We start from the raw sequence: 26,366 nt of genomic DNA, 5'->3' as shown, positions 1-26,366 counted from the left end.
CTCAGGAACGGTCATCGGCCGCCGGGGCCGGATAGGGGTCCCCGAAGTACGGGAAGCCGGGCCGGATCCGTGACGCGTCCGGGACCGCGCCGTCGTTCAGCGCGGTGTTGGTCATGAGAGTGAGCATCACGTCCATGACGTCGTCGGTCAGCCCGCGGCCGTTGAATCCCGCGTGGTCGAAGGAACCGACCGTGCCGACCTCGTACGGCAGGACGGTGGGGCAGAGCCTGGCGGCCAGGCGCTCGGCGTATCCGGCCGGATCGGCGGACGATCCCGCGAGCCGGGTCATGTCCTCTGCCTTTCGCCGGATGTGCGCGGCGAACCGCCCGGCGTCCTCGGAAGGGAGCGAGTGGTTGTAGTCCTCCTGCGCGTCAGGGTCGGTGATGAACAGGTTCGTGATGAGCGGCAGGCCCCACCGCGACACCTGCGTCTCGGGCGCGTGACCGCGCAGCGACACTGTGGCCCAGCCGTGGACGGTGCCCTCGCCCACCAGGGCATTCGGCACCTCGAGGACGATGGCCGTCACGTTCCTGCCACCGAACCAGTTCTCCCGGTTCTCGAATGCCCCCGGGAAGAACCTGCCCTCGCCGTAGGCCGCGCGGAAAGCGCGCAGACCGTCGCGGTTGCCCGCGAACAGGTCCGGCGCGAGGCCGACGAAGGCCTTCACCCCGTCCTCGGAGGCGGACACCCGGCCGGTCTCGCCGGAGAGGATGGGCTCACTGTGCTGGTCGACCGTTCGGCGAACCTCGAATCGCTGTACGCCGCCCTGCCCGTCGCCGGAGGGGGTGACTTCGCCGAACCCCACCTTGAAGGCGACGTCCTCCCTGGTGTCGCCGTCGAGGTCGAACCGGAATGCGTAGAGGCCCTCCTCGTGCAGGCTCGCCGGCCTGGTCTGGCCGGCGCCCGGGTTCACCGTCAGCGCCATCGTCGTGACGCCGGGGGCCGGGCTGAAGAGGTAGAGGTCCGTCAGGTTGAGCCGGGGATCGTTTCTCGCCGTGGTCGTGTCGAAATGGTGGGACATGGCGGGGGGCCTTTCGTGACAGGCACGGTTCACGGCGGAGTGGGCGGCTCGCGGCTGAGCGATCGAGGCGCGGATGCCGTGTGCAGTGATCACTTTTCTGGACGATATGGTCCATACCTTGCCGCTGTCCCGCCGAAGCTGTCAACTGCCGGGTAGGGTCGCCGGTCTGGACCGGTCGTGGCCTTGATCTGGTCTCCGACGTACGGATGGATGCCCATTCCATGGACCATGACGTCCAGTGCTCTGGGGGGAGTCGTCCGGCTCCGGCAGGCGGCGGACGCCCACCCGTACGCGATCGGCGTCCCCTCGTAGCGGTCTTTCGCGGCGAACCCGGTGGCTTCCGGTGCATGATCTTGTCTGGCCACTGAAGGTGTGGCCGCCATCGGAGCCGGGCCCCCGCCGAGCGCGGGCCCGGTCCCGCGCACATCCGGAGGTTGGACAGATGACCGAACGTGAACCCCGCAAGGTGACCAACCTCGATCGTTACGGCTTCTCCGCCCTGCCGTGGAGCCGGCCCAGGGAGCTTCTCGCGGCGAGCCTGCCGCACCCCGGCACGCCGGTCTTCCTCGGCACCGCCCGCCCGGACGGCCGTCCCCACGCCGCCGGGGTCGGTGCCATCTGGATGGACGGCGACGTGTACTTCAACAGCGGTCCGGAGACCCGCAAGACCCGCAACCTGCTGGCCAACCCGGCCTGCACGATCTCCGTACGGCTGAAGGGGCTGGACCTGGTCCTCGAAGGAGAGGCCAAGAGGATCACCGACACCGAGACACTGGAGCGGGCGGCCGCCGTGTACCGCGACGGCGGGTGGCCGGCCGAGGTGGACGGCGACGCGTTCACGGCACCGTTCAGCGCGCCGAGCGCGGGGCCGCCGCCGTGGCACCTGTACCGGTTCACGTTCCAGACGGCGTTCGGCGTCGCCACCGACGAGCCCTACGGCGCGACCCGCTGGACCTTCTAGGGCCTCATCCGAGTCCCGCCTGTCCTGCCGCGCGGCGCTCGGGGACTTCGAGACAGGCGCTCGGCTAGCCGGTCTGGTGGTCGGCGACGAGGTCGTCGAGCCGGCTCCGGACGCGGGCCGCGCGTTCGGGGTCGCCGCCGGACAGATCGGCCGCGGTGGGCAGGCACGCGGTCAGACCCCAGGCGCGGCCACGGGCCCAGGTCGCGTCGTCCACGGGCAGTGCGGCGCGGAAGACGTCGCGGGTCTCCGCGGTCAGGAACGCCCACGCGACGATCAGGTCGCAGGCGGGATCGCCCACGGCCATGGTCCCGAAGTCGATGACGGCGCTCAGCCGGCCGTCGCGCATCAGCATGTTCGCGGGGGCCGGGTCTCCGTGGATCCAGACGGGTGGCCCGTCCCATGCCGGTGCCGCGAGGGCGGCCTCCCACACGGCCGTCACGGCGCCGGTGTCGACCAGGCCCTCCAGCGCCCCGATCCTGGCGCGCATGCGGGTCGCCACGACCGCGGAGTCGCGCTCGTCGTCCACGGGCACGCCGCGGAACCCGTTGCTCGCCTCCGGGGGCGGGCCGCCGGCGGGGTCGAGGCTCTGCAGGGCGCCGAAGAACTCCGCGAGCCCGGCCGCCGCGCGGCGCGGGTCGGCGATGCCGTCGAGGTCGGCGTTCTCGCCGTCGAGCCACCGGTAGACCGACCAGTCGAAGGGGTAGCCCTCACCGGGGACGCCCCGTGCGAGCGGGACGGGCACGGGCAGCGGCAGCCGCGGGGCGAGCCAGGGCAGCCAGCGCTGCTCACGCTCCACCTGGCCGAGCCAGCGCGGCAGGCGCGGTAGCCGCACGGACATCTCCTCGCCCAGCCGGTACGTCGCGTTGTCCAGGCCGGACAGGCCGACCGGTTCGACGGGAAGCCCGGCCCACTGCGGGAACTGCGCCGCGACCAGCCGTCGTACGAGGCCGGCGTCGATGGCGACCTCGCCGGGGCGCAGGTGGGGCATGGAGAATCTCCTCCGGCTCTTCGGGGACGCCTCATTCCAAGCGACCGCGGCGGCGGCCGTCCACTCATTTACCGGTTTGACGGGACTCATGGCTAGCCGTTATCTATATGGCTAACGGTTAGAGGTGGGCTGGTGCAAGACGTCGTACTCGCGCTGCTGGCGAAGGAGCCGTCCCACGGCTACGAGCTGCGGGCGCGGCTCCAGGAGGCGCTGGGGCCGTTCCAGGACGCGCTCAACGCGGGTCAGGTGTACGTGACCCTGACCCGGCTGGAAAAGGCGGAATTGGTAACCGCCGAATTCGTCGGCCAGGTCGACCGGCCGGATCGGAAGGTGTACGCGCTGACGGCCACCGGGCAGCAGCGCGTCCAGGCGTGGCTGGCCGACGTGAGCTGGGCGCGGCCGACCGACTTCCATCTCAAGCTGGTCGCGGCGGCGGCCGCACGGCTGGCCGACCCGGTCGAGATCGTCGACGCGCAGCGCCGGGAGCTGCTGCGCCGGCTGGCCGACACGCAGCGCGCCGCGCTGACGGAGCCGGACGGCTCGGCGGCGGCCCTGCTTCTCGAAGGCGTCGTGCTGCGGCTCGAGGCCGATCTGCGCTGGCTGGACGCCTGTGCCCGCCATTGGGACCGAAAGGGATGACATGACAGTGCTGCGAGCCGTGGGGCTGCGCAAGGAGTACGGCCGGGGCCCGGCGATGGTCCGCGCGGTCGACCAGGCGGACCTCGAGGTGGAGCCGGGCGAGACCGTGGCCGTCGTCGGGCCGAGCGGCTGCGGCAAGTCGACACTGCTGTACCTGCTCGGCGGCCTCGAACGGCCCAGCGGTGGTGAGGTGCACCTGGCCGGCCGTCGGCTCGGCCGGATGTCGGAGACCGAGCTGGCCCGGCTGCGGCGTGACGCCGTCGGCTACGTCTTCCAGGCTTTCCAGCTCGTCGACGAGCTCACCGCGCTCGAGAACGTCGAACTGCCCGCGCTGCTGGCCGGGGTGTCCCCGCGTACGGCCCGGCGGCGTGCCCAGGTGCTGCTGGAACGGGTGGGACTGGCCGACCGCGCCGGTCACCTGCCGGCCGCGATGTCCGGCGGACAGCGCCAGCGGGTGGCGGTGGCCCGCGCGCTCATCGGCAGGCCGCTCGTCCTGCTCGCCGACGAACCGACCGGCAACCTCGACAGCGAGGCCACCACGTCGGTGCTGCGGCTCTTCGCCGCGTTGCGGGCCGAAGGGCACACGCTGGTGATCGTCAGCCACGACTCTCGTGTCGCCGCCACGGCCGACCGCGTGATCACGATGCGCGACGGCATGCTCGTCGGCCAGACACGTCTCACCGGCGGCGGGCTCAGTGCCCTGGCCGGGATGGAGGGCTGAATGGGCGCGCTGAGCCTGGTGATCCGGCTGGCCCTGCGTGACCTGCGCCGCCGCCGTACCGAGGCGCTGCTCCTGCTCGTCGCCATCGCCGCGACGACGACCACTCTCACTCTGGGACTGACCGTACGCGGGGCGACCGAGCGGCCCTGGGACCGCACCCGCGCCGCGACGGCCGGCCCGGACGCGGTCGCGGCATCGGCCCACTCCCTGACCGCGCTGGCGCACGCACCCGGCGTGACCGGCAGCGCCGGGCCCTACCCCGCCCTGTCAGTCGACGACCTGCGCGTACGTGACGTTCGCGTCGCGGCCGTCGTGCAGGGACGTGACGCCGACCCGGGCACGGTCGACCGGCCCGTGGTGACCGACGGAACCTGGGTACGCCACGGGGGTGCCGTGGTCGAACGCGCCTTCGCGAGCGCACTGGAGGTGCGGCCGGGGGACGAGATCACGATGGCGGGCCACCGCCTCCGCGTCGCCGGGATCGCGGTCACCGCGGCCAGAGTGCCGTACCCGTCCGCCACGCCCGGTCTCCTCTGGGTCACCAGGACGGACCTGCGGCGACTGGGCCCCCCGACCTCGCAGGTGATGCTGCTGCGGCTGGCCGATCCCGCGTCGGCTCCGGCCTTCGCCGCCGCGCACCCCGGCGTCCGCTCCTGGCAGGACATGGGCGCGTACGCCACCGCCGAGCTGCACCTCGTCAACGGGGCCCTGCTCACCGGCACGTGGGCGCTCGCGCTGCTCGCCGTGGCCTGCGTCGCCGTCCTCGTCGGGGGCCGCCTGGCCGACCAGACCCGGCGTGTGGGCCTGCTGAAGGCGGTCGGAGCGACACCGAGGTTCGTCGCCGCGGTGCTCCTCGCCGAACACCTCCTGCTCGCGCTCGCCGCCACCGCGGTCGGCCTGGTCGCGGGCTGGGCGACCGCGCCGTTGCTCATACGGCCGAGCAGCGGGCTGCTGAGCGTCGGCGCCCGGCCGGCGGTGACACCCGCCACCGCGGTCATCGTCACGGCCGCCGCCGTCGCCGTGGTCTGCGCCGCGACCCTGCTCCCGGCGATTCGCGGCGCCCGTACGAGCACGGTACGCGCGCTGACCGACCGGGCCAGGGCACCTCGCCGTTCGCCCTGGCTGATCGCGCTGTCCGCCCGGCTGCCGGTGCCCCTCCTGCTGGGCCTGCGGCTCGCGTCCCGCCGCCCGCGCCGGTCGATACTCGCCATGACGAGCCTCGCCATCACGGTCGCGATGGTCGTCGCGGCGATCGCGATGCACGGCGACCTCGCCCGCAAGGACGCGCGGACCGCCGGCCTGGACTTCGTACCGGGCGCGCGGAACCCGGTGACCGAGCAGGTCGGCCAGGTGGTGTTCGTCCTGATGCTGGCGCTGCTGGTCCTCGCCGCCGTGAACGCCGTCGTCATCGCGTGGGCCGCGTCGGTGGACGCACTGCGCTCGACCGGCCTGGCACGCGCACTGGGCGCGACGCCGTGGCAGGTCACGGCGGGCCTGTCCGCGGCCCAGCTGTTCCCGGCCGCGGGTGCGGCGATCACGGGCATCCCGCTCGGGCTGCTCGTCTATGCCGTGGCCCGTACGGCGGGCGGCGCACCGGGCGGAGCCGCGATCCCGTACGGCTGGCTCCCCGCCGTCGTCCCGGGAACGCTGCTCGTGGTGGCCGCGCTGACCGCCCTCCCGGTCCGTGCCGGGTGCCGGCGCCCGGTGGCGGAGGCCATCGGCGCCGGCTGACCCGCTCTCAGACGTAGCCGGGCGGCGGCGCCATCAGCCGCCGCCGGTGCGCGTTACGCCGCACGGCGGTGACGATGGTGATCACGAGGGCGATCGCCAGCGCGCCGACCGGAATCAGGATCGCCACGGCGATGCGGGCGGCCTTGGGAGGCGTGCCGATGCCGTACCGGGCGCCCGCGTTCGTCGCGGACTTGAGGCAGGTCACCTGGTAAGTGCCATCCGAGGGAAGCCGCAGGCGGGAGAGGACGTGCCACTGCGTCCCGTTGTCGTTGACGGTGATGTGGGTGTTGGCGGACAACCGGCGCGGGTCGATGCGTTGACCATCGGGCCCCTGCGCGTAGCAGCTGTCGTCCGGCGAGCCCGCGTCCGTCACGTAGAAGGCCGGCTGGGGGTCACGCTTCAGCGAAACGCTCACCGTCTCGCCCGGGGCGAAGGTCTGACGCGGAAAGGCTCCGGTCACGGCGGTGATCAGAAGCACGGCGCCGGTGATGAGGCCGGCCGCCGCGATCACCCCCGCGACCACCCACCACAGACGCCGCGGACGAAGAAGCCGCCCTGGAGGGGAAGGCTGCCGTGGGGGAGGCGCGTAAGCGGACATGTCAAATAGACGCGACATGTGCCCCGCGCGTTCACTCCGGGATCAGACTTCTGCGACGGCCCGGAACGCGGACGTGAGATCGGCGAGATCCTTGACAGAGATCCCGGGCGCCGCGATCGTGCCCATCGTGGAGCCGTCGACCCAGACGCACATGGTCAACTCGCCGGAGTCGCCCTTTCCGGCGCCGCACCGGAGCACACCACCGAGTTGCCCCGGGCCGAAGTCCTGGTTGTCGGGGAACTTGCCCCCGCCGAGGAATGCCTGGTCGACGATGCGCGACGGCGTACCCGAGCGCAGCGATCGATCGGCGGCGCCGATCCGTACGGCTCCGGTCCTGTCGTCTCGTCGCTCTTGTCCGCGCTCATGCCGCCCGTTCTGTCGATCACAATGCCGGCGGCGGTGAGAGCCACGCCGTACCCCCGATCGGGGTTTTATGCGAGGAGCTTTTTGTAGACCGTGGACGACTTGATGTAGTCCTCGTCGCCGTACGTGCCCTTGTCGGTCCACTGCCAGACGGTGTAGGACTTCCACGCCGAGGGGACCGGGACGCCGGTGGCGCTCGCCTTGTGGTCGTTGACCCACAGCGGATACGTGGCGCCGAAGGTGCTGCCGGACTTCGCGCCCGCGTTTCCCGTGCAGGCGATCCACCAGTCCTTGAACGTGTTGATGACCGCGTGCCTGCCCGTACGGGCCCGGTATTCGTGCAGGAAGGCGGTGATCCAGGAGTTCATCTTGGCGTGGCTCATGCCGTAGCACTTGTCTTTGCCGTAAGGGTTGTTCTCTATGTCGAGTACGCCGGGCAGCGTGTGCCCGTCCGCCTTTCCGCCACCGCCGTGTGCGACGAAGTAATCGGCCTGGGCGACACCGCTCGCGGTGTTGGGAGTGGCGAAGTGGTAGGCGCCGTGGGCGAGCCCGGCGCTGCGGGATCCGGTGTACTGCGAGCTGAAGGTGGAGCTCTTGTACTTCACGCCCTCGGTCGCCTTGACGTAGGCGAACTTGGCCCCCTTGGCCTTGACGGAGGCCCAGTCGACGTGCGGCTGGTAAGCGCTGACATCGACGCCGGGCACCAGACCTTTCGGCGTCGCCGCGGACCGTACGGTGCTGTCCTGCGGCACGGTCGCCGGTGCGGTCTCGTGCCGGGAGGGTACGGCCGACGAGCCCGATGAGCACCCGGTCAGGGCGCCGCAGGCGAGGGCGGTCCCCGCACCGATGACGGTGAGGACGAGGCGATGACTTCGGGGCGTCCGCACGGACACGCTCCTTCGAGTATGCCTTTCACGGGACGATCCAGGCATCGAAGAACTTAGCGCGGCTCTCGTCGCGATCGCCCTGCTTTGCCGCATATCTCAATGTGTGTCTCAGGAGAGACGCCGGTAGGCGTATCCGGCTCGCAGGGTCCGGTTGACGGCCGACCACGGATGCGGCTGAGCCCTGACCATCTCCTCGTAGATGCTCCCTGGAACCTCGAAGTACTGGTAGATCTCCCCTCCCTTGAACTGGACCGACAACGTCCGGGTCGTCGAGTCGTAACCCGCGGCGAGTAGATGGCTAGATGAAATCGGCGTAAGGACCATGGTCACTCATGGTCCTCTTAAGCGTCATTTCGGCTTAAGTGACACACCGGGGTATACACCTTCAATTCAGCGTGGAGTCATGGCCGAACAGAAGGAGTTCCCGGCTCAGAGTGGTGTGCCTGTTCACCTGCCCGACAGCTGTTGACGCCACGTCCAATCAGGGTGAGGCTAGCCGGGTATGGCCAGGTAGAGCGCTGTCTTCGCTGGTCGGGCTCTCGGAGGTGTTCGAGGTACGGTTTGGGATCTTCTACGAGCACCAAATTAGATAACGAATCCCTAGACTTGCCTGCATGAGCGACGGTCTCGACTCGCGTACGCACGTCCCCTCGTCTGTCCCGGCAAGCGCTGTGGTCCACACGCTCGGACGCGGAGGGCTGTCGTACTGGCTGCTTCTAGATCCAGCGACCTACGCCTCTGGTGGACCGGTGATCGCGGGCGGCTACGCCCGCATCTCCAGAGATGAGGACAAAGGGCTCAGAGGCATAGGCAAGCAGATCGAGGACGACCGTGAGCGAGCCCTGGAACTCGGCTGGACCCTGGCGCGGCTCTACGTGGATGACGACCTGACTGCGGCGAAGTACGACGTACGGCGGCCCGCGTTCGAGCAGATGATGACCGATCTGGCTGATGGGGTCATCAATGCCGCTCTCGTATGGAAGTCCGATCGGTTCACCCGGCTGGACTATGACCTGACGAGGTTGTTCCGCGAACATGCTTTCAAAGCGAAGGGGCGGCATGGCGGCATCAAGTTCGCGTCCAAGGCCACCGTCTATGACTTGGATGACCCCGCGACTCATCAGCGTCTGACGATCGAGGTCTCGATCATCGGGACCGGTGAAGTGTCGGCGATGAAGGAGCGGCAGACGCGCGAGCACGCACGCAAGGCCGAGCAGGGGGTACCCACCGGCGGACGACGGGGATTCGGTTACCAGGCGACTCCGGAGACGCTGGCCGAGCTGGACGTCGCCAAGAAATCCGGTGACAAGATCCGTATCGAAGCTGCAAACAAGCGCGTATGGTCCGAGCTTCGCTACCGGCAAGACCCCCGGGAAGCGGCAGCGCTGCGAGACGCGCGTAACCGCCTGCTCGGAGGGGAAAAGGCGCCGACCATCGCCCGGGAGTGGAACGCCCAGGGGCTTCTCACCCCCCTGGGCAGGCTGTGGCACCCGAGTGTGCTCAGATCGACCATCAAGTCGCCGAGGCTTGCCGGCTATCGCATCTATCGCGGTGAGATAGCGCTGGATCGCAACGGGCAGCCCGTGTTCGTCGAAGGCCAGGAGCCGATCTTCACCGTAGAAGAACACGAGGAGATCGCCGCGTACTTTGCGGGGACGCCGCGTACGCGCAACCAGGTTCCGCACGGAAATCGAACGTTTCTTCTCTCAGGTCTGCTGCGCTGCGGGCTCTGCAAGCAACCGATGTGGGGCAACGTCGTGAAGGGTTACGTCAAGGAGACCGGCGGCTGGGAGGACCGGGCTCGTCGAATCTACAGATGCTCAGGTGCAGTTACGTCATGTGGAAAGCAGAGCATCAATGCCCCGAAAAGCGAGGCTCACGTGATCGAGCTGGTAGCCCGTCACATCGACCAGCTCACGCCGGAGATCGTCTCCCAGAACGTGGCCGCGTGGGACAAGGCCGAACAGCTCAAGCACGCTGAGATCAAGCGAAACGAGTGGGCCGACGCGATCGACTCGGGAGATGCGCCGCCGGCGTTCGGCTTCGCCAAGGTCTCCGAGTGGGACGAGAAGATCAAGGAGCTGAAGCGCGAACGTCAAGACTGGCAACGGGGCCACACGGCCGCCAAGGGTCGGGTCGTCGACAGCGGTAAGGATCTACGTGCCATGGGAGACCAGGTCGACCAGCAACGAGCTGTGGTCGACCGCTACCTCTCCGCCGTCCTGGTTAAGAAGCTCAAGCAGCGAGGGCCTCACTTCCAGCCGAAGCGACTGGAGCCGATTTGGATTGAGCAATGATCCTGATCGTGTCTCTGGCCTGCGCCTCACTGATGGGCGGAGCTTTGGCGAGTTGTTCCGCGAACCAGCATTCGGACTCGTCGGAGAACACCTGTGTCCTGCATCCGGCTGTCTCTTGCGCTAGACAAAGCCGAGTCAAGCTGCGCGCCCTTCGATCTGGGCAGCAGTGGGTAGTCGTGTGGCGGTGATGGCTGCGGCGAGGAGGGCTTCTCCGGTGGTGAGTCCTTGGCCGACGTAGGCCCAGTGGGAGGTGACGAGGACGGTGTCGTCGTCGAAGGGCAGGCGGCCGGTGGTGATCTGGTGTTCGGTGCGTTGGTGTTCGGCGCGTGCGGCGCGGAGTGCGGCGAGGGTGGTGGAGTAGGCGCGGCTTTTGGTGGAGAAGTGGCCGCGGAAGCCGAGCATGTGAGCCCAGGCGGTCAGCCGCAGGTCTTCTAGCTCGGGCAGTGCGCCGAGGCGTAGGCATTCGGCGATGAGGCGTCGGGCGTGGGGTCGGATGTCGAGTTGGTCGAGGTCGTCGGTTGGTCGGATGCGGCGGTCGAGGGTGCCGACGCATTCGGCGGCTTTGGTGGCGTACTTGGCGACGTAGCCGGCCACGGCCTGTTCGGTCAGGTCTCCGCTCGTGGCGATGGTTCGCAAGTCGACTTGTGAACCCCAGGCCAGCGTCCGTGCGGGCAGCTCGGTGGCTTCTGGTGTGGTGACGACGACGTGTGTTGCGGCTTCGGTGATGGCGTCGGTGAGGTGGGTCAGCGTCGCCCAGGCGGGCGGCGTCGTGGTTGGTCCGTCTGGTCCGTCGAGGCGGATGATGGCGTGGAAGTGCACGACGCCGCGTCGTTGGTATTCGGCGACCTTGGCGAAGGAGACCTTGAGGATCTGGCCGAGTTCTTTGACGGTCAGGCCGCAGTTGCGGGCCAGGACGCGGCGTAGGCGGATGGTGAAGCGCCGCCATAGTTCGGGTGCGAGGGCGTTGAACAGGACCGAGCCGGTGTGGTCGTAGCAGTCCGGGCAGATCGGCTCGCCGAGCCGGGAGTCGTCGGCGCTGTGGCGTTCGTTGCAGGCCACCGGGAGGCCGTGTGGGCAGGTGCCGCCTTTGCGTCGTGGTCGGCAGCGCAGGACGTGTCCGTCGCGTTCACATCGGTTGTGGACGGTCCCGAAGGATGGTGCGGTCAGGGTGAGGAACACCGCGGGGTGTTCGGCGACCTCGGTGGGGACGCCTTTGCCGCCGACCAGGCCTGCGCGGATGAGCTGGTAGGTGTCGGCGCGGTAGGTCTCGGCGCATGACGGGCAGCGCGACGCGCGCCGTGTCTTGCACGCTAGGCGCAGTACGCCGCCGGGTTCGCCTGCTGTGCTGTAGCGGTGGAGCAGGTTGCCGTTGAGCGGGTCGCGGTACTCGACTTTCCCGCGCAGGTGGACCGGCTGTGCGCATCCCCCGGTGCGCCGGATTTGTGCGGCCCATCGGTCGTAGTCCGGGGCGTTGTAGCGGGTGACCATGCCGTTGATGGCGTGTTGGTCGAGCTGGTTGGGCAAGATGGGTGGGTCCTCTCGCAGTGGTGATGCAGATGGGATGGCCCCCGACGTGGCGGACGGCTTGGCGGTTGTACGACCACGCCGGGGGCGCTTACGGGTCAGCAGAACCCGAGGCCTTCGCAGTGGCCGCAGGTTTCGCCGTGGCTGTCCAGGCCGGTGCCGCCGCAGTGGCAGCACTGGTAGCGCTTGGGCTCCAATCAGGCCGCCTCACGGTCCGGGATGACCGAACTGGCGTAGGACTGGCCGGCCTGGTGCAGCGCCATGACGGCGGCCGGGATGGCGACGCAGTGGTATTCGACTGGCCCGAACCAGCGGACGGCTTTGTAGTGGCCCCCGCGGCCGGTCCGGTCACAGACGGCGACGCCGAGCAGCGCCGCGACGCGGTCGACCTCGGCGAACGCTTCCTCATCCGTTCCGCGAGCGTGCGCCAGGACGTCGGTGCTGAACTCCGGGACCGGGACGGCGGGGTTGGCGTTGAGGTAGTCGGCCAGGGCGTGCAGGCCAGCGATGAGGTCGGCGCGATGTGTTGCGGACATGGTGGTTTCCCTTTCAGGCGGTGCGGATCTGGCGGAGTAGGTCGGAGGCGAGCTGGTTGGAGACACCGAGCCGGGCACGGAGCGCGTCGCGGGTGATCGGCCGTCCGTGGCGGTCCTGGTGTTCGGTGGCGACGCGGCGGGCGTAGGCGACCAAGGGGTCGCCAGGTGTCGTGGTCGAGGACGGCGGTTGGTCGGGCACGGGGACGAGTTCGCCCTGACGCGGTGCCTCGTCCTGAGGCTCGTCCTGGGGTTTGCCGAAGGACGGCGGGATCGGGAAGGTCAGGACGGCCGAGGACGAGGCGGGACGTTGGCCGGTGGAGCGGCGTTCGATCATCGAGATTGCGACGAGGAATGCCCCGGCCGGTGTCGCGGCGGTCAGCCAGCCCCACACGGTGGTCTCGGCTTGGGCGAGGTTGGCGGCTAGGGAGAGCAGTACCCCGCCGGCCAGGACGAGGGCGGGCCAGGACACCCGCCGGGTGGTGCGGCCGGTGCGCCGGTCGCGTTGGCGTTCGCGGGCAGCCATGACGCAGGTCAGGTCAATGCACACGGCGATGGCCCAGGCCATCGGTCCGTGCTGGCCGTGTTCGTTGGCGGTGTCGCGGATGTGGGTGAACGAACCCGCTCCGGCGATGCCGGCCAGGACCGCCACCGGCCCGGAATCGACCACCACGGCCGCGATCTTGCGGCGGGTACTCATGCGGCGACCTGGTTCAGGACTGTGGCGAGCAGCGCCGCAAGTTCAGGGTCGCAGCGGTGCGTCTCGGCCCATCCGTCCGCGTCTTCCAGCCGGTACATGGTCGCCCACTCACAGCACCGTTCACAGGCCAGGATGTACAGGTCCCGTCCCTCGTCCCACTCGACCGAGACCGGGACGGTTGCAGGACGGCCGGTAGGACGAGGACGGCGCAGGGGGAGCGGAGTCACGTTGGTCATGGCGATCACCTCGGTTTTGGGCATGGCTCGGGTAGGGACTTGGCGCGATGGCGCCGGCTGAGCGGGTGGGGGTTATGCGGCTTCGGTGAGCGGCGCGGTGTCGACGGCGACCAGGTCAGCCCACGCGGGGGCGAGAGCGGCGTACTGGCGGGCGGCGGCTTCGGCGTCTTCTTCGCTCACGAACACCGAGCGGGCGCGATGCCAGCTGCCGTCTTGTCCGGCGACGATGGCCATGCCGGGTGTCTCGGCCGCGATGGCGCGTGCGGCGTCGAGGGCGTCGGGGTCCATGTCGCCGAGGGTCAAGTTGGCGGTCTCGGGGTCGTTGACGCGGTGGCAGATCCGCCCGGACAACTGTGAGCGCAGTGCGGTGACGCCGGGGCCGAGGTCGGAGCCGATGCGCTGCCCGCAGACGATCAGGTAGACGGCGAACGCGCGGCCGAGCTGGGCGATCCGCAGGAGCGCGGTGGCGGTCTTGGCGATCTCGTCCTTCTCGCTCTTGTCGGCCATCAAGAACAGCTCGGCGACCTCGTCCACCAGGACGACGATGGGGGTGGGTCGTGCGTGGTCGGGCAGTTTCCAGACGTTGCGTGCTCCTGCCTCGCGGCAGATGCGCATCCGGTCGGTCAGCACGCCCACCAGGTCATCGAGCAGCCCGACGCACTCACCGCGGGTGGTGCCCAGTGCGGACAGCCGCGGTTTGTACGGGGTGAACTCCACCCCTCCCTTGAGGTCGAGGCCGACGATGGCGATCGGTTGCGGCGCGAGGCCCTTGATGATCGCGTTGGCCAGGTTGGACTTGCCGGACTGCGTCGCGCCCGCGTTCAGCCAGTGCGGCACGGTCCGGAAGTCGATGACCCAGTCCCGGCCGTTCTCCAACCGGCCCGGCCGTACCGTCAGCAGGTCACCAGTCTCGGGTGTGACGTCGATAGTGGTCAGCGGGTCCCGCATGGTCGCCAGCAGCGTCACCGAGCCGGGCGCGGAGTCGACCACCCGCACCGCGTAGACCCGCCAGGCGTGCGCGAGCCGTTCGGTGACCTTCACGTAGTCATCGGGGATCTGGCCGTCATGCAGGCGGACACGGACCCGCCAGCCCATGACGGTCGGCCGCATGATGCCGAGGCGCGGTGCGCGTTCGATGTCCACCCGCCGTACCCGCCGACGCTCTTGGATGACGACCGAGGCCGTACCCAGACCGGGGAGCGCATCGAGGGAGAGCCGCCAGACGCGGCGCTTGCGGGTGAGCGTGCAGCCGTAGGCGACGTGTCGCCAGGTCAGGTAGACCCGGACGGTCTTGAGCGGGAATCCGACGAGGTACCAGAAGGAGCGGGGGAGCCAGTGGCGCCAGGCCCAGGCCCCGGCCGCCGAAGCGGCCAGGAACCCGAGCGCGGCGTACATCGTGTGGGTCACCGTCTGTCCGTTCAGGCGGCGGCCGGGACGGCGACGGGTGCGAAGGAAGCAGCCCGGTAGGCGATGCCCCACCGCGTCTGTCCGCCTCGGGTCTGCTCCCAGGCGAACCCGACCAGTCCGGCCGGCTGGACGACCTGGCCCACGTTCAGGCCAGGGTCACCGGAGATGTTGACGTTGATCAGCTCGACCCGGCCGGAGTCGTTCTCCGAGACCGACAGGCCGACCTGGAACACGGTCTGGCCTTGCTTGTCGACCTTGACCTCACCGGTGTCCTTGTCGACCAGCCGCGGGCGCGGTGCGGAGACGCAGACGAAGGTGAGCTTGTTCGTGTCGATCGGGATCGGGATGTTGCGCACGTACTGTCTCCTCCATGAACTAGGACAACTAGTTACCTAGGATACCTAGAGAGGTGGACGAGTCAAGCGGATGGCCGAATCTTTCCTATGCACCTAGAGACCTAGGGCGAGGCGATACACTCGCTGACATGGGAAATCCCGGCCCTGTAGACCGCCGCAAGCAGTACGTCCGCATCGCCGATGACATCCGTCGCGACATCGCGTCCGGTCAGTACGTGGTGGGGGACCCACTTCCGTCAGTGGCGGACCTGGCCATCCGGTTCGGCGTAGCGAAGATGACGATCAGCAACGCCATGGCCGCCCTGCGGGACGAGGGGCTCATTCAGACCCGGCAGGGGAGTCCGAGCGTTGTCGTCTCCGTGCCGGGCGAGGCCGGCGACGAGACTGGGGAACACAGCGAGGAGTTCGAGATCATCTCCGCGCAGCTCCAACAGCTCAAAGCCATCGTCAAGAAGATCAGCGCACGAATGGACGAGCTGGACGAGCGGACCAAGAACCTCGGCGACGCCTGAACTCGCTCAAGCAAAAGGGCCTGCCGCGTATCGCGGTCAGGCCCTTCTCTTTCGGGTGAGCACCTCGTCTGCGGTTCAAGTCCTGTTGCCGTGATTGGTGCCGGTGTAGGTTCCGCCGCGGTTTCGCAGCGTGACGTTCATGCCGAGGATGCGACGCATGGCGTCGTAGCTGTGGTCGAACTTCGCGGCTACCTGGCGGATGCTCCAGCCCTGGTCGTACAGACGGGCCGCGTCTTCGGCCAGCTTCTGTTTGGCTTCATCCGGTGCAGCGTCCTCGGCGAGTAACCCGCGGATCTCCTGCCGGCTATAGCGGCGGTGGCCGCCGGGTGTACGGAGCGACGTCAGCTGTCCGTCGCGTGCCCATCGGGCAATTGTGCTTGGGCGGACGCCGAACAGCTCCGCCACCTCTCGCGGTCGCAGTAGGTCATCAGAGTCGGGGTAGTCAGTAGGCATGGGAGAGCCTTGATCGTTTGTGGTTGGTGAGGGGCCCGGCCCTGAGCCGCTCCGCTTCCCCGTGGCCGGCTGCCGGGTTTGGGGGAGTCCGACGGTGACCACAGCGCACTCAGGGCCGGGAGTCTTTGCGGCCGACTCGTCACATCCGTACGGCGCGCGGTGGCGGGATCTCGGAGGCATCCGGCTCGGCGTCGAGGTCGCCGACACGCGCCCAGATGGTCTTGCCTCCTCGGTTCTCTAACCGCCAGCCCCAGTCCTTCGCACAAGCCTCGACCAGCAGTAGGCCGCGCCCGTCGACTCGGTCGAAGGATCGCTGCTTGCGGTCGGGAGCTGCTTCGCTGCTGTCCCAGACTTCGACCAGGACGGTACCGTCCTGCTGAGACAGGGTGAGGTGAAGGACCTCGCCGATCTTCACGGCGTTGGTGACGAGTTCGGCCGTGATGATCAGCGCGTTGTCGACGATGGCGTTCATGCCCCATTCGGCGAGTGCAAGCCTCGTCATGATGCGCGCCTGTTCGGCGGCGATCGGATGTGGAGGAAGCGGAATCCGGTACGTAGGGCTGTCGGAGGTAGCGGACCTCTGCTCATCGAGAGTGCGAGCGTTGTCCGTAGCCATGTCGTCTATGCCGACCGCGCGAGACGAATGGATGTACGGCGTGCCACACGAGCGGTGATCTCGGCCGTTCGCTCCTGTATCGCGTCGAGCTCCGCTGTGATCTCGGCGAGTTCAGCAAGCAGGATCAGACGCTCTTGTTCGGTGAGTGCCATCTGCCTCTTTCTCATCGGAGACCGGCCACCAGCCGGATGGATCCGCCGAAAGTCATTGCTCCGGACGTGTGGCCGGAAATCTCGGGGATCGGTCATGCTTGCTCACCACCGAGGTCTCGTGCCGTTTCGGCCAGGTGTCGGCGTATGCGCTTACGCAGCTCAGCCGCGTTGTGGGCGCGGATGCAGATGTTGCCGCGGATCGCGAGCCATCGTCCGGACTCTGTCTGGTGGATTGCCCAGTCCGCGAACTCGTTTCGGAGCCTTGGCAGGAGCGTCGAGATGCGGGCGGCCAGCTTGTTGAGGGTGCTCACAGGTGCCCGCTTTCGGCCAGGAACGCCTTGATCTGCTGTGCGGCTCCGGCCGCGTCGTTGATCGGGTGTTGTCTGACGCTGGTGTGCCAGACGAACCATTGACCGGTCGTGCTGATGAAGACGTACACGTACACACCCGGCGTGGAGGTACGGACGGCCAGGCCGGGAAGACTGTCGCGCATCTCCGAACCGACCCCGGCCAGGTTGAGTTCCTTGCACAGTGCGGCCAGGGCGCGTAGCTCCGGCCCGATATCCCAACTCACGTCCGCCTCCCGGTGGTAGAGACAGGACCGATGAAACGGGGACACGGGTAGCCGGCTCCCCTGCCTGGGGGAAGTCGGGGAGGCTGCGCGGGCGATCCGCTCGGGTCGTGTCACCGGCCCTGTCGCTTGTCACGGGTACGACCTTGCCGACGTGCGGTGTCACGTATCGATACCGTTCCGCTCCCGCCTGGAGCTTTCGGTACTCGCCTTGTCTCGTTTCGTGCTCGCCTCGTGTTAAGTTCGGCAAGCTGTGAGGTCAAAGGGAAGGGTCAAACCGGTGACCGCTGCGCCGATACGTCTCAAGGCAGTGCTTCGCCAGCAGCACCTACAGACGCACACCGGGTTCTGCCGGGAGTACGACAAAGTCGCCCGCATGATCGACCCTGAGTTGGTCGGAACTTATCCGAGCAGGGCGCAGTTCCACCGGTGGCTTTCCGGGGAGCTGAAAGGGCTGCCGCACCCGCACCACTGTCGCGTACTGGAGAAGATGTGCCCTGGCTACTCGGCCGCCCAGTTGTTCGAGCCAGACCAGCCCGACGCGTCGAGGAGCGTTGTGGACCCGGCAGATGATGGCGGACTGTTCGACGTAATTGAGGACCGCATCGACCAGCCTGCAGCCGGTGCCGTCGAGTGGGGACCCGAACAGCCGGCTGACATCGGCCGCTCCTACGCGGGGTTGTCCGCGAGCGCGGCGACGGGAGTAAGTGAGGGTACACAGCGACTTGGGCAGCGGTTGTTAAAGCTGAAGAAGGTTCAGCGCCTCAGCGACCGCGACATCAGCCAGTTCGCACACCTGGCCGGTCACATCATCGACCTGGACACCCGCATAGACATCGAGATCAGCGGCGACGGAGCGGCCCGCGTGACCTACCGCTACGAGCTACTCAACATGACCGACCGGCCACTGGTTCGACTGCCGCGTGACCTGTGGTTCCAATACACCAGCGGCGAACTCACTATCCGCCCCTTGATCGACAGCACCAGGCGCGTTGCGATCCAGCGCGTACACGACACCCCGAATCTAGCCAAGTTCGCTTGCCAGCTCTCACCCGCCATCAAGTCGGGCGAATCCGCGGTGATCGGTTACACCTGTGAGGGTGGCCGGTTCGAGGATGCCCTGTACTGGCGGCAGGCGATCCCCCGTTACACGCGGCACTTCACGATCAACCTGCGACATGGGGATGCCGGCGATTTGATCAGTTGCTCGGCCATCGAGGAACATGAAGACGGTTCGGAGAACTCCGCCACCGAAGAACTGATCTGGGACCACGAAGGAGACGACGTCATCATCACCCTCACCCGTGACTACCTGCGCCCCAACCAGTCGGTCACACTGCGTTGGACGGTCACCCGTGAGCACGCGTGACGCCGTAGAGACCACGATCCGAGCGTGGAACGCCCACGAGCTGAGCCGCGGTGCCCCAGCTGCTCTCGACTTCGACTTCCACCCGATCGAGAGTGAGCCGCCGGCCCCGGCCGATCGGCTGACGACGTTCTACCGGCTGCAAGAGCTTGCTCAGGACGCCGATGAGCCGGCTGTCGCGCAGCGAATCGGCGCGGATCTGGCCTATCTGCGTGCGCTGATGGGTGAGCGGCAAGGCCTGGACGCCTACGTTCGTGCGACCCAGGGGTGTCCAGCCGCCGGGTGGCCCGCTGAGTACGTGACCGCTGCTGGCGTCGTGGCCCGCCAATGCGTCGAGGCCCGAGGCGTCCATTGGGGGAGTGCCACTGCGGCCGACCTCGCCCAGACTGAGGGTCCGATCGACGCTGAAGCCGCCCCGGACGCCATCCGCCAGGCCGCCGACGAGTATGAGCCCGCGGTCCGTGAGGCGACCGGTTCGGATGCGTCCTACGAGCTGACGATCGAAGAGACCGTGGTCGACGCCTATTGGGCGTACTGGCTCGATGGCGCGGGCCAACACGTGCGGCTACGGCTCAACATGCCGAATGCGACCTTCACCAAGGTCCAGGCCCGCCAGTTCGCCCTACATGAGGTTCTGGGTCACGGCCTCCAGGGCGCCAGCATCTCCGCTCACTGCGCCACCGAGGAAGTGCCGTGGGTGCGCCTGTCATCCGTCCACGGCCCCCAGCAGGTTCTGCTGGAGGGGTTGGCACAGGCTTTCCCACTGTTCGTGGCCCCAGAGGATGACGCGTTGATCACCCGTGTCCGCGTCGACCACTACATTCAGCTCGTTCGGTCCGAACTCCAGCTCATGGTCAACACCGGATCGTCGGTGGAGGAGTGCACGGACCACGCCCGCTCGCGGGTTCCGTGGTGGAGCAACAGCCAGATAGCCGGGATGCTCGCCGACCGCAGCACCGATCCACTGCTACGCACCTACATGTGGGCCTACGCCGCCGGCATCGACTGGTTCACCAACCTCGCCGACGCCGACGAGACAGCGATCCGGCAGGTCCTCCATGCCTCATACCGCGCCCCACTCACACCAGCCGAACTCGAAGCCCTCTGGCCACAAGGCCCCACCATCGGTGGTTCCAGCAGGCCCGCTCATAGCCCCTGAAAAGGCAAAACGGCCTCATCGACGCTGATCGGTGAGGAGTTTCTTTACGTCTATCAAGGGCGCCGCTTCGCGTCGCCTGCCGGTCGGTCCGGTCCGGGCATGCGGCCTCTTTCGGGCCGACCCGCCCCGGCCGACCGGCTCCGGCCACATCGTGCCATCGAGTGCAAGCCTGCCCAGCCACCCGGTACACCTTCTATACAGGAAGTCCTATCCAGCGGGCTAAGGCGCCTTCTAAGGCACGGCCGGAAATCGCAAGAAGAGTCATTTTGCACCTAGAGAGGTCCGGAAAATGCCCACCCCACTCGTAAATATGGATGCACTTATCCCCCGAGAGGACTTTGAGGCGGCAACGACAGAGCCTTCGACCCAGTCATCAATCCTCAGCACAACTATGAAAATAACTGATCTCGGTCCCGATAGTCTCATGTATAACGTGCTGCGCAAGCCGGATTTTCAACGTGAGACGGCAAACTGGTCACCCGAAAAGGTGGCTGAACTTGTCGGCAGTTTCCTTGAAGGTGACCTAATTCCATCAGTCATTCTCTGGCGTTCCACAATCAGTGGAAATATCTTTGTCATTGACGGCGCCCATCGGCTCAGTGCGCTCATTGCTTGGGTTCATGACGATTACGGCGACAGGCACACTTCCATTCGCTTCTTCGACAGCAATATTCCCCAAGAACAGCAGAAAGCCGCTCAAGCCACCCGCGATCTAATCCGGGAGAGTGTCGGCTCATATAGCGAGCTAAGCCTTGCGCTTCGAAATTCAGACACGACCCCTAAGGAACGGCTGCGGCTTGCACGAAACCTAAGTGCCTTCGCAATCAATCTGCAATGGGTGGCCGGCGAGGCCGAGAAGGCTGAGAGCTCATTTTTCAAGATCAATCAGCAGGCCACGCCGATCGACGATACCGAGTTGGACATGATCAAGGCTCGGCGCAAGCCGAATGCGCTCGCGGCGCGTGCGTTCATCCGAGCTGGGACGGGGCACAAGTACTGGTCCGCGTTCGACGAGTCAGTGCAGTCCGACATCGAGAAGCTTGCGAAAGAGGTCTATGACCTCATCTTCAAGCCGGATCTCGATTCTCAGATCAAGACCTCCGATCTACCCGTAGCAGGGAGGGGCTATTCGGCCGACAGTGTTAAGATGGTCTTCGAGCTTGTCAACTTCGTGAACGATTTCGAGCCCGAGATGTGGCGCGATGAAAGTTCGAAGCGAAAGCGCAAGGGCTCGCCCCTCAGGAGGCTTGATGATGACATGGATGGCCACGCCACCATAAGATGCATGCGAGCTGTAAAGAGGGCCGCGAGTCGAATCGCCGGGAAGGATCCTGCATCACTAGGGTTGCATCCAGCGGTCTATTTCTACAGTGCCACAGGCCGCTTCCAGCCGGCAGCCTTTCTCGCGGCAATAGCCTTCATAAAGGATCTGGAGCAGCGGCGGGCGGTGGCCAAGTTCACCGATATCCGGGCTGGCTTTGAGGATTTTCTGATCAGGTACAAATACTTCCTCAATCAGATCGTACAGAAGTATGGCAGCTTGCAGCGCTCGGTGCCACCGATACTTACGATGCACAAAAGCTTGTATCAGGCCCTACAAGAGGGATTGACCGAGCATGATGCGATAGAGCGACTCAAGAGCCAGTCACCCCTCAGGTCATCGCTGAAGGTAACGACCGAGGAAGACAAGCGTCACGGAAGAAATTTTTCGGCCGAGACTAAAAATTCGATAGTCATCAAGAACATCATTGAGTCTGCACCTAAGTGTGCAATCTGTGGTGCGAGGCTAAATCTTAGGTCGATGACTTTCGATCATATTCTAAGGCGAGAAGATGGCGGCACGGGAGCGCCTGATAATGCGCAGCTCTCACACCCATATTGCAATTCGGGCTACAAGGAGGGGGCCCACGCTGCCGAGACCAGGCTCTGAAATATAAGCGAGCGCGGAGCGGGGGTCTCGCGACCCCCAGCCCCCCCGCGAGCCGGAGCACTCACCCGCGCGAGACCGCCCGTAACACCGTCCCGCCGTTCGCGCGGGCGAGCACGCCGGGCCGATGTCTCCGGCGTGCGTCGGCGCCTTGTCAGAGCCTCTAAAGCTTTAGGTATCGGCGCGCCAGGATGGTGGACTAAACCTTTAACGAAGATCGGAACCCGGTCGCTCTTCTCCGGATGCTCGGACCCCAGGTGTTCTGGAGACCGGGTTTTGATCCGATGGGGGTGGGGTTTTTTCGATGTCGGGAATATTTAGACTCAAGCGCGTGGCTGTGTAATAGATAGCACGCTGGTCGCGATAAAATGCATAAGCGGCATTCCATTTCTGCTCGCCTGTGGCACTCAGTCCCCTCGCAGCGTCGCAAAGTTCCCATGTGCTGTACCGCAACATATCAGCCGCATTGACGACTGTGTTGGCCCCCAACAGTCTTACTGACTCATATGTCGCAGCAATCTCGTAATCGGCCTGCAACATGCGCTCCTCGATCTCTTCAAGAGGAATGGGAAATGGGCCATTCATTAAACCGCGATCAGTCGCTAGACTGCGCGATAGGGCCGAGGACAAACTTATCGCTTGTGCAAAATTACGATAGGCTTCGAGTCTTCGATCTGCCCACCGTGCGTGATGCTCTCGCTTCCATTTAATTCGCTCGGACATCGTTGTAGCGATTAGAGATATCGCGCCACCCGTAACTACGCTGGCCAGAGTAATAATCTGAGTCCCGACATCCACGTGCGCTGCCTCGCTTCGCCTTAAAATTGGAGTGCGTCACTATTAACGCTTACCGACTATCCAGATTATAGATAGGGTGCGGCATCGCCGCTGCGTGCCGAAGGAGAATAGCCAGGCGTGGAGGGTAGGCTCGTCGTCACGTGACGGTCGAGCAGGGGGCTCGTGCCTTGTGGCTGAGATGCCGATCGAGGCGATGTCGAACTGTACGAGTTCGCCTCTGAACCTCGGGAGCTGTTGATCGATCGGGCTCAGCGTTAGCGAGCCGGGCAGTAGGAGCGCCAGGTGTGTCGGCCTCAGCAGCGCCGCGCACAGTAAGACTGCTAACGCCTCTGCTAACGACGGCCCTGGACTGTGCCGGATGTCGGTGGCCGGCTCAGCCATCTGAGGCCAGGTCAACGGACCGATCTGGACCACGCTGGACGCCTCTAGCCTCACTCGTAATGAATAGGCCGAGACGATCTCCGTGAATTGCTGGCGACTGACTGATTTTGGATGATAACCAGTTTTCCGATCCGAACCAGTTCGTCACGGGATTCGGAAGGCCGTTCGTGCGCTCGATAGAGAGGGTTAACTGAGGGCGCTTGAGCGTCATTAGAGATGAGCATCAGACTCCTGAGGGTATGTAAGTGCTTGACGGTGTTGTACGCACAGGTAGGCAATACCTCGATTTTCAGGAAGTTGGCGAGGCCTCAACCCGCCGAAATCGGGGTCGATGTCGAGAAGAGCTTGGCGGAGCTCAGCGAAGTTAGCGGTGACGCGTTGCACTTGGTGAGTTCGTGTGTCGGGGAAGGCGTCGTCGATGCGTTGCCCTACATCAGGAATTGCGGTAATCCCCTCAAGAAGTTTGCAAGAGGCTTCGAGCTGAGCCTTTTCGACTTCGGTCAATGCGATGCCGGCGATTCCGGTCAGGGCGGGTCCGACGATGGGCAAGGCATAGCGCAGCCCAATGAGGACTAACTGCAAGTAGGGGGCGTACTTCTTGAGCCATGCCGGGACGTTGCGTAGTTCGTACATGCCGTCGCCATCCTGCAAAGGATGGGGATTATCCGGTTGTTCGCAGTACAGCTGCAGTTGGTAACGTGTGTTACCTACTTTCACGAGCGTAAAGATACTCGGGCAGTTGATCCCCTGGGAGGCTCTGTGGCCTAAAAGATCTCTAACAGTATCGAGTACTTGTAGTTGGAAGCGTTCGATACGTGTGGTTACGTTTTTGACATCGTCGAGGTTCTCTTTGACTGCATGTACGTCATCATCCAGTCGGGTGAGAATTGACTCCAAGGATGCTGGGCGCAGACCGAGCAGCAGGGAGCGGACATCAACCATGGTGAATGTCTTGGGGCACTGTAGCGGAAATCCGTGGTCCAGTGCTCGTTGGGCGTCAGAGCCGTCAAACTCGTGCTCACATGGCGTGGTAGTTGGGCTGCATATACAGGGAATCATACGGCGTGGTCGTAGGCCGGGATAGCGCTCCTTGATAGTGCCGGTAAATCCTTCGTCGAGAATGGAAAAGAACGCGTATGGCGCACGACCGCGGACAGTCAACGTTACGGTTGGTTGCGCCATCCCGTCGTCGGTCAGAAGCGCCCAGGCTGGAATCGTCTGCCCGCGATACTGGAGCAGTACACCTCGGGACCAAGCGGTGCCCGTAGTGAAGCGGTGTTCGCGTGCAATAAACCAGGATGGGATACCGGCCTGGCGGGATTCCAGCTTGTAGCGTACTTGCACCTGGCTTGCACCCGGCTGGTCAAGTGCATTGTCCCACCCGGCGGGAAGACGGGTTGGTGCCCCAGCAGGCAGCCGTTCAACGACCAGCGCAATATCGCTGTGTCCGGAAGCATCGACACGATACGCCAAGTCGAATCGCTCCATTAGTGCGGTCAGCATCTCCCGCAGGCCGGCGTCGTCTATGTCGCGCCATAGCTGAGCGCGGTGCTCTCGGGACAGCAGCCCACCTCGGTCAACGATCTCCTGGCTGTCAAGCACCCGGGTTATCATCGTGTCTACCCATGCTGGCTGCAATATCACCGTGTCGGCCAATTCTGGATCATAGGGAAAATGCAAGATTTCTCCGCGATCGTGCAACGCGGCCCGGATAATCGCCCGCATCTGCGCGTCATCAACACCAACGGCTTCCATCAGTTGGTCACAGCGGGAGACGCTAATGTGCCGCCGGTCCTCAGAAGACAGCGCGTCCGCCGCCCTAGTCCATGCGTCAGGCCAGCGTTGCCCCATCAACGGCAGCAGTGCTGCCTGAGCGGCCAGTCGCTCCCGCAATTCGCCGATTCCAGTGCCGTCAGAACAATCAACGCGCGCGAAGCCAACAATACGAGGATAGCGGCGTTGTAGATCGACCTCGTCCAGATCGACCACCGACTCAGCAGCATGGGTTGCTACTACAAAAACTGGAGAACTTGGCGCGACCGTGCTAATCGCCTGCAACCATTCTTCTATCTGTCCGCCGACTCGCCATCCGCGTCGACTATTCCAGACCAGGACGAACAAGGATCGGTCGGATAGATAGAATCGTTGCGTCGCCCGGTACTCCAGCTGGCCACCGAAGTCCCATACACTTAGGCGCATTTTGATTTTTGATCGAGATGGGTGCGTCAACACTAGTGGATCTACATGCACTCCATGTGTTTGTGGCTCCGATGGATCGTAGGGTAGTCCGCAAAGCACCTTGGTCACAGAGGTCTTTCCAACCGCCGCCTCTCCGACCACTAGCATCTTCGATACCCATTGTTCGCTAGCTTCCGCCCACAAGGACCGCAAAAACGCCTGCAGACCTGTCGTTCCCAACGCCTGCACCTCTCGAGGCGGGAATACGAGGTCGTTTTCGTGCCAATGCAGGCTGGTGAGTTCGCTAAGATTCCCGATCGACACGGGGAGGGTGCGCAAGTGGTTTTTCTGTATCTGGAGGGAGCGCAAAGAAATGAGATTACCGATCGATTCTGGAAGTGTGTCAAGTCGGTTTTCGCTTAGATTCAGCCTGGTTAGTAAGGTGAGATGGCCGATCGACTCGGGTAGAGTCCGTAATTCATTTCCCTGGAGCTGGAGCGAGCGCAAAGAAGTAAGACTGCCGATCGATTCAGGAAGTTTGTTTAGCTGATTGTCCTCTGCGTCTAGATGACTAAGAGCAACGAGATGGCCGATCGATTCTGGAAGTACGTGCAGCTGGTTGCGCTGTAGCTGGAGAAAGTTCAGTCTGGTGAGCTTATCGAAGAATTCAGGTAGGGCAGTCAACTGGTTATCGCTCAGGTCAAGATTGGTTAGACTGGTGAGATTCACCATCGAATGTGGCAACGCACTCAGTTGATTTGCCTGCAGCTGAAAAGTACGCAGTTTGGTGAGTCTACCGATCGCCGTAGGTAGGGCGGCTACTTGGTTATTGCTCACGTTAAAATTAGTCAGTCGAGCGAGATTTACTATTGAATCAGGTAGCTCGCTTAGTTGATTGTCCTGCAGCTGGAGCAACCGCAAAGAGCCAAGCTTTCCGATAGAGTCAGGTAGCGTGCGCAGCCGGTTACTCTTTAGTTCCAGAGTGTGTAGCTTGGTAAGTTTGCCGATTGATGAAGGAAGAACGCTCAGTGAATTTTTCTGTAATTTAATAGAGCGGAGCCCGGTAATATTGAATATCGACGCCGGGAGAACGGTAAGCTGATTGCCGCTCAGGTCCAGGGTATTCAATGTAGTAAGGTTTCCAATTGATTCAGGCAACGCTGTTAAGTCGAGGCCGGCCAGGTTGAGCGAGGTAGAACGGTAGCGGGCCGCAAAAGTTATCCTGCGCTCTACCATGGCCATTTTTCCGCTCTCCATGGTCACTCCTATCTGTTACCTTTGCCGCGCGGGC

26 protein-coding genes are annotated in these 26,366 nt (G+C 65.2%); 9 read left to right on the top strand and 17 right to left on the bottom strand.

Going from position 1 to position 26,366, the window contains the following annotated elements; translation table 11 throughout:
* Nucleotide 1 precedes the first annotated feature (1 nt).
* Entirely contained in the window at nt 2–1,021 is a 1,020-nt protein-coding gene (locus tag FB559_RS08185; RefSeq protein WP_141954956.1) for a DUF4331 family protein, read from the bottom strand.
* Between the two features lie 442 nt (nt 1,022–1,463).
* Between FB559_RS08185 and FB559_RS08180 the strand changes: the two genes are divergently transcribed.
* On the top strand, nt 1,464–1,982 hold the full coding sequence (locus tag FB559_RS08180; RefSeq protein ID WP_141954954.1) for a pyridoxamine 5'-phosphate oxidase family protein: 519 nt from the start codon (nt 1,464–1,466) through the stop codon (nt 1,980–1,982).
* Nucleotides 1,983–2,046: 64 nt separating this feature from the next.
* Here FB559_RS08180 and FB559_RS08175 read toward each other — a convergent pair whose 3' ends face one another.
* A complete protein-coding gene (locus tag FB559_RS08175; protein WP_141954952.1) occupies nt 2,047–2,970 on the bottom strand; it encodes an aminoglycoside phosphotransferase family protein in 924 nt (307 codons plus the stop codon).
* A gap of 132 nt (nt 2,971–3,102) precedes the next feature.
* On the opposite strand from FB559_RS08175, the gene FB559_RS08170 reads away from it, so the two are divergent.
* Genes FB559_RS08170 through FB559_RS08160 form a run of 3 tightly spaced genes read left to right on the top strand, consistent with a single transcriptional unit; the run spans nt 3,103 to nt 6,061 of the window.
* On the top strand, nt 3,103–3,609 hold the full coding sequence (locus FB559_RS08170; RefSeq protein WP_141954950.1) for a PadR family transcriptional regulator: 507 nt from the start codon (nt 3,103–3,105) through the stop codon (nt 3,607–3,609).
* Between the two features lies 1 nt (nt 3,610).
* Nucleotides 3,611–4,330 carry an ABC transporter ATP-binding protein gene (locus FB559_RS08165; RefSeq protein ID WP_141954948.1) on the top strand — a complete coding sequence of 240 codons (720 nt, stop codon included), beginning with the start codon at nt 3,611–3,613 and terminating at the stop codon, nt 4,328–4,330.
* Nucleotides 4,331–6,061, top strand: coding sequence for an FtsX-like permease family protein (locus tag FB559_RS08160; RefSeq protein WP_141954946.1), 1,731 nt, complete (start codon nt 4,331–4,333; stop codon nt 6,059–6,061).
* Between the two features lie 7 nt (nt 6,062–6,068).
* Here FB559_RS08160 and FB559_RS08155 read toward each other — a convergent pair whose 3' ends face one another.
* From FB559_RS08155 to FB559_RS08145, 3 genes are all read right to left on the bottom strand, one after another.
* Nucleotides 6,069–6,584 (bottom strand): hypothetical protein, encoded by a 516-nt coding sequence (locus FB559_RS08155; RefSeq protein ID WP_141954943.1) that lies wholly within the window; start codon nt 6,582–6,584, stop codon nt 6,069–6,071.
* Between the two features lie 506 nt (nt 6,585–7,090).
* Entirely contained in the window at nt 7,091–7,909 is an 819-nt protein-coding gene (locus tag FB559_RS08150; RefSeq protein WP_185792095.1) for a GH25 family lysozyme, read from the bottom strand.
* Between the two features lie 108 nt (nt 7,910–8,017).
* The gene (locus FB559_RS08145; RefSeq protein ID WP_281286324.1) at nt 8,018–8,233 is read right to left on the bottom strand and encodes a KTSC domain-containing protein; all 216 of its coding nucleotides are present in this window, start codon (nt 8,231–8,233) and stop codon (nt 8,018–8,020) included.
* 290 nt (nt 8,234–8,523) lie between these two features.
* Here FB559_RS08145 and FB559_RS08140 point away from each other — a divergent pair, with 290 nt between their 5' ends.
* Nucleotides 8,524–10,206 carry a recombinase family protein gene (locus tag FB559_RS08140; protein WP_141954936.1) on the top strand — a complete coding sequence of 561 codons (1,683 nt, stop codon included), beginning with the start codon at nt 8,524–8,526 and terminating at the stop codon, nt 10,204–10,206.
* A 135-nt stretch (nt 10,207–10,341) separates the two neighbouring features.
* On the opposite strand, the gene FB559_RS08135 is transcribed toward FB559_RS08140, so the two are convergent.
* The 6 genes from FB559_RS08135 to FB559_RS08110 form a co-directional block, all read right to left on the bottom strand.
* Entirely contained in the window at nt 10,342–11,730 is a 1,389-nt protein-coding gene (locus FB559_RS08135) for a replication initiator (RefSeq protein ID WP_342780921.1), read from the bottom strand.
* Between the two features lie 197 nt (nt 11,731–11,927).
* Complete coding sequence (locus tag FB559_RS08130) at nt 11,928–12,266, bottom strand: hypothetical protein (protein ID WP_141954934.1); 339 nt, start codon at nt 12,264–12,266, stop codon at nt 11,928–11,930.
* A gap of 13 nt (nt 12,267–12,279) precedes the next feature.
* Nucleotides 12,280–12,963 (bottom strand): DUF2637 domain-containing protein, encoded by a 684-nt coding sequence (locus tag FB559_RS08125; protein WP_141954932.1) that lies wholly within the window; start codon nt 12,961–12,963, stop codon nt 12,280–12,282.
* Nucleotides 12,960–13,199 carry a hypothetical protein gene (locus tag FB559_RS08120; RefSeq protein ID WP_141954930.1) on the bottom strand — a complete coding sequence of 80 codons (240 nt, stop codon included), beginning with the start codon at nt 13,197–13,199 and terminating at the stop codon, nt 12,960–12,962. The genes FB559_RS08125 and FB559_RS08120 overlap by 4 nt, the downstream gene beginning before the upstream one ends.
* 72 nt (nt 13,200–13,271) lie before the next feature.
* A complete protein-coding gene (locus FB559_RS08115; RefSeq protein WP_425455056.1) occupies nt 13,272–14,606 on the bottom strand; it encodes an FtsK/SpoIIIE domain-containing protein in 1,335 nt (444 codons plus the stop codon).
* An 11-nt stretch (nt 14,607–14,617) separates the two neighbouring features.
* Nucleotides 14,618–14,962: an SCO3933 family regulatory protein gene (locus tag FB559_RS08110; RefSeq protein WP_141954928.1), complete on the bottom strand. Its 345-nt coding sequence runs from the start codon at nt 14,960–14,962 to the stop codon at nt 14,618–14,620.
* Nucleotides 14,963–15,090: 128 nt separating this feature from the next.
* Here FB559_RS08110 and FB559_RS08105 point away from each other — a divergent pair, with 128 nt between their 5' ends.
* Nucleotides 15,091–15,474 (top strand): GntR family transcriptional regulator, encoded by a 384-nt coding sequence (locus FB559_RS08105; protein ID WP_141954926.1) that lies wholly within the window; start codon nt 15,091–15,093, stop codon nt 15,472–15,474.
* A 75-nt stretch (nt 15,475–15,549) separates the two neighbouring features.
* Here the strand turns inward: FB559_RS08105 and FB559_RS46625 are convergent, their stop codons facing one another.
* From FB559_RS46625 to FB559_RS08085, 5 genes are all read right to left on the bottom strand, one after another.
* Nucleotides 15,550–15,927, bottom strand: coding sequence for a BldC family transcriptional regulator (locus tag FB559_RS46625; RefSeq protein ID WP_141954924.1), 378 nt, complete (start codon nt 15,925–15,927; stop codon nt 15,550–15,552).
* A gap of 139 nt (nt 15,928–16,066) precedes the next feature.
* Nucleotides 16,067–16,429, bottom strand: coding sequence for an ATP-binding protein (locus FB559_RS08095; protein WP_141954921.1), 363 nt, complete (start codon nt 16,427–16,429; stop codon nt 16,067–16,069).
* Nucleotides 16,430–16,548: 119 nt separating this feature from the next.
* On the bottom strand, nt 16,549–16,695 hold the full coding sequence (locus tag FB559_RS43715; protein WP_185792094.1) for a hypothetical protein: 147 nt from the start codon (nt 16,693–16,695) through the stop codon (nt 16,549–16,551).
* Between the two features lie 92 nt (nt 16,696–16,787).
* Nucleotides 16,788–17,006, bottom strand: coding sequence for a hypothetical protein (locus tag FB559_RS08090; RefSeq protein ID WP_141954919.1), 219 nt, complete (start codon nt 17,004–17,006; stop codon nt 16,788–16,790).
* Entirely contained in the window at nt 17,003–17,269 is a 267-nt protein-coding gene (locus FB559_RS08085) for a hypothetical protein (RefSeq protein ID WP_141954916.1), read from the bottom strand. The genes FB559_RS08090 and FB559_RS08085 overlap by 4 nt, the downstream gene beginning before the upstream one ends.
* A gap of 373 nt (nt 17,270–17,642) precedes the next feature.
* Here FB559_RS08085 and FB559_RS08080 point away from each other — a divergent pair, with 373 nt between their 5' ends.
* The 3 genes from FB559_RS08080 to FB559_RS08070 all read left to right on the top strand — a co-directional run bounded on the left by FB559_RS08080 (nt 17,643) and on the right by FB559_RS08070 (nt 21,721).
* Nucleotides 17,643–18,635: a hypothetical protein gene (locus FB559_RS08080; RefSeq protein WP_141954914.1), complete on the top strand. Its 993-nt coding sequence runs from the start codon at nt 17,643–17,645 to the stop codon at nt 18,633–18,635.
* Nucleotides 18,622–19,791, top strand: coding sequence for a hypothetical protein (locus tag FB559_RS08075; protein WP_141954912.1), 1,170 nt, complete (start codon nt 18,622–18,624; stop codon nt 19,789–19,791). The genes FB559_RS08080 and FB559_RS08075 overlap by 14 nt, the downstream gene beginning before the upstream one ends.
* 433 nt (nt 19,792–20,224) lie before the next feature.
* Entirely contained in the window at nt 20,225–21,721 is a 1,497-nt protein-coding gene (locus tag FB559_RS08070) for an HNH endonuclease family protein (protein WP_221639924.1), read from the top strand.
* 1,386 nt (nt 21,722–23,107) lie between these two features.
* Here the strand turns inward: FB559_RS08070 and FB559_RS08065 are convergent.
* Entirely contained in the window at nt 23,108–26,332 is a 3,225-nt protein-coding gene (locus FB559_RS08065; RefSeq protein WP_141954907.1) for a leucine-rich repeat domain-containing protein, read from the bottom strand.
* Between the last annotated feature and the right edge of the window lie 34 nt (nt 26,333–26,366).

This window comes from Actinoallomurus bryophytorum (assembly GCF_006716425.1).
Classification (GTDB): Bacteria; Actinomycetota; Actinomycetes; order Streptosporangiales; family Streptosporangiaceae; genus Actinoallomurus; species Actinoallomurus bryophytorum.
This window is presented reverse-complemented; position numbering and strand designations above follow the sequence as displayed.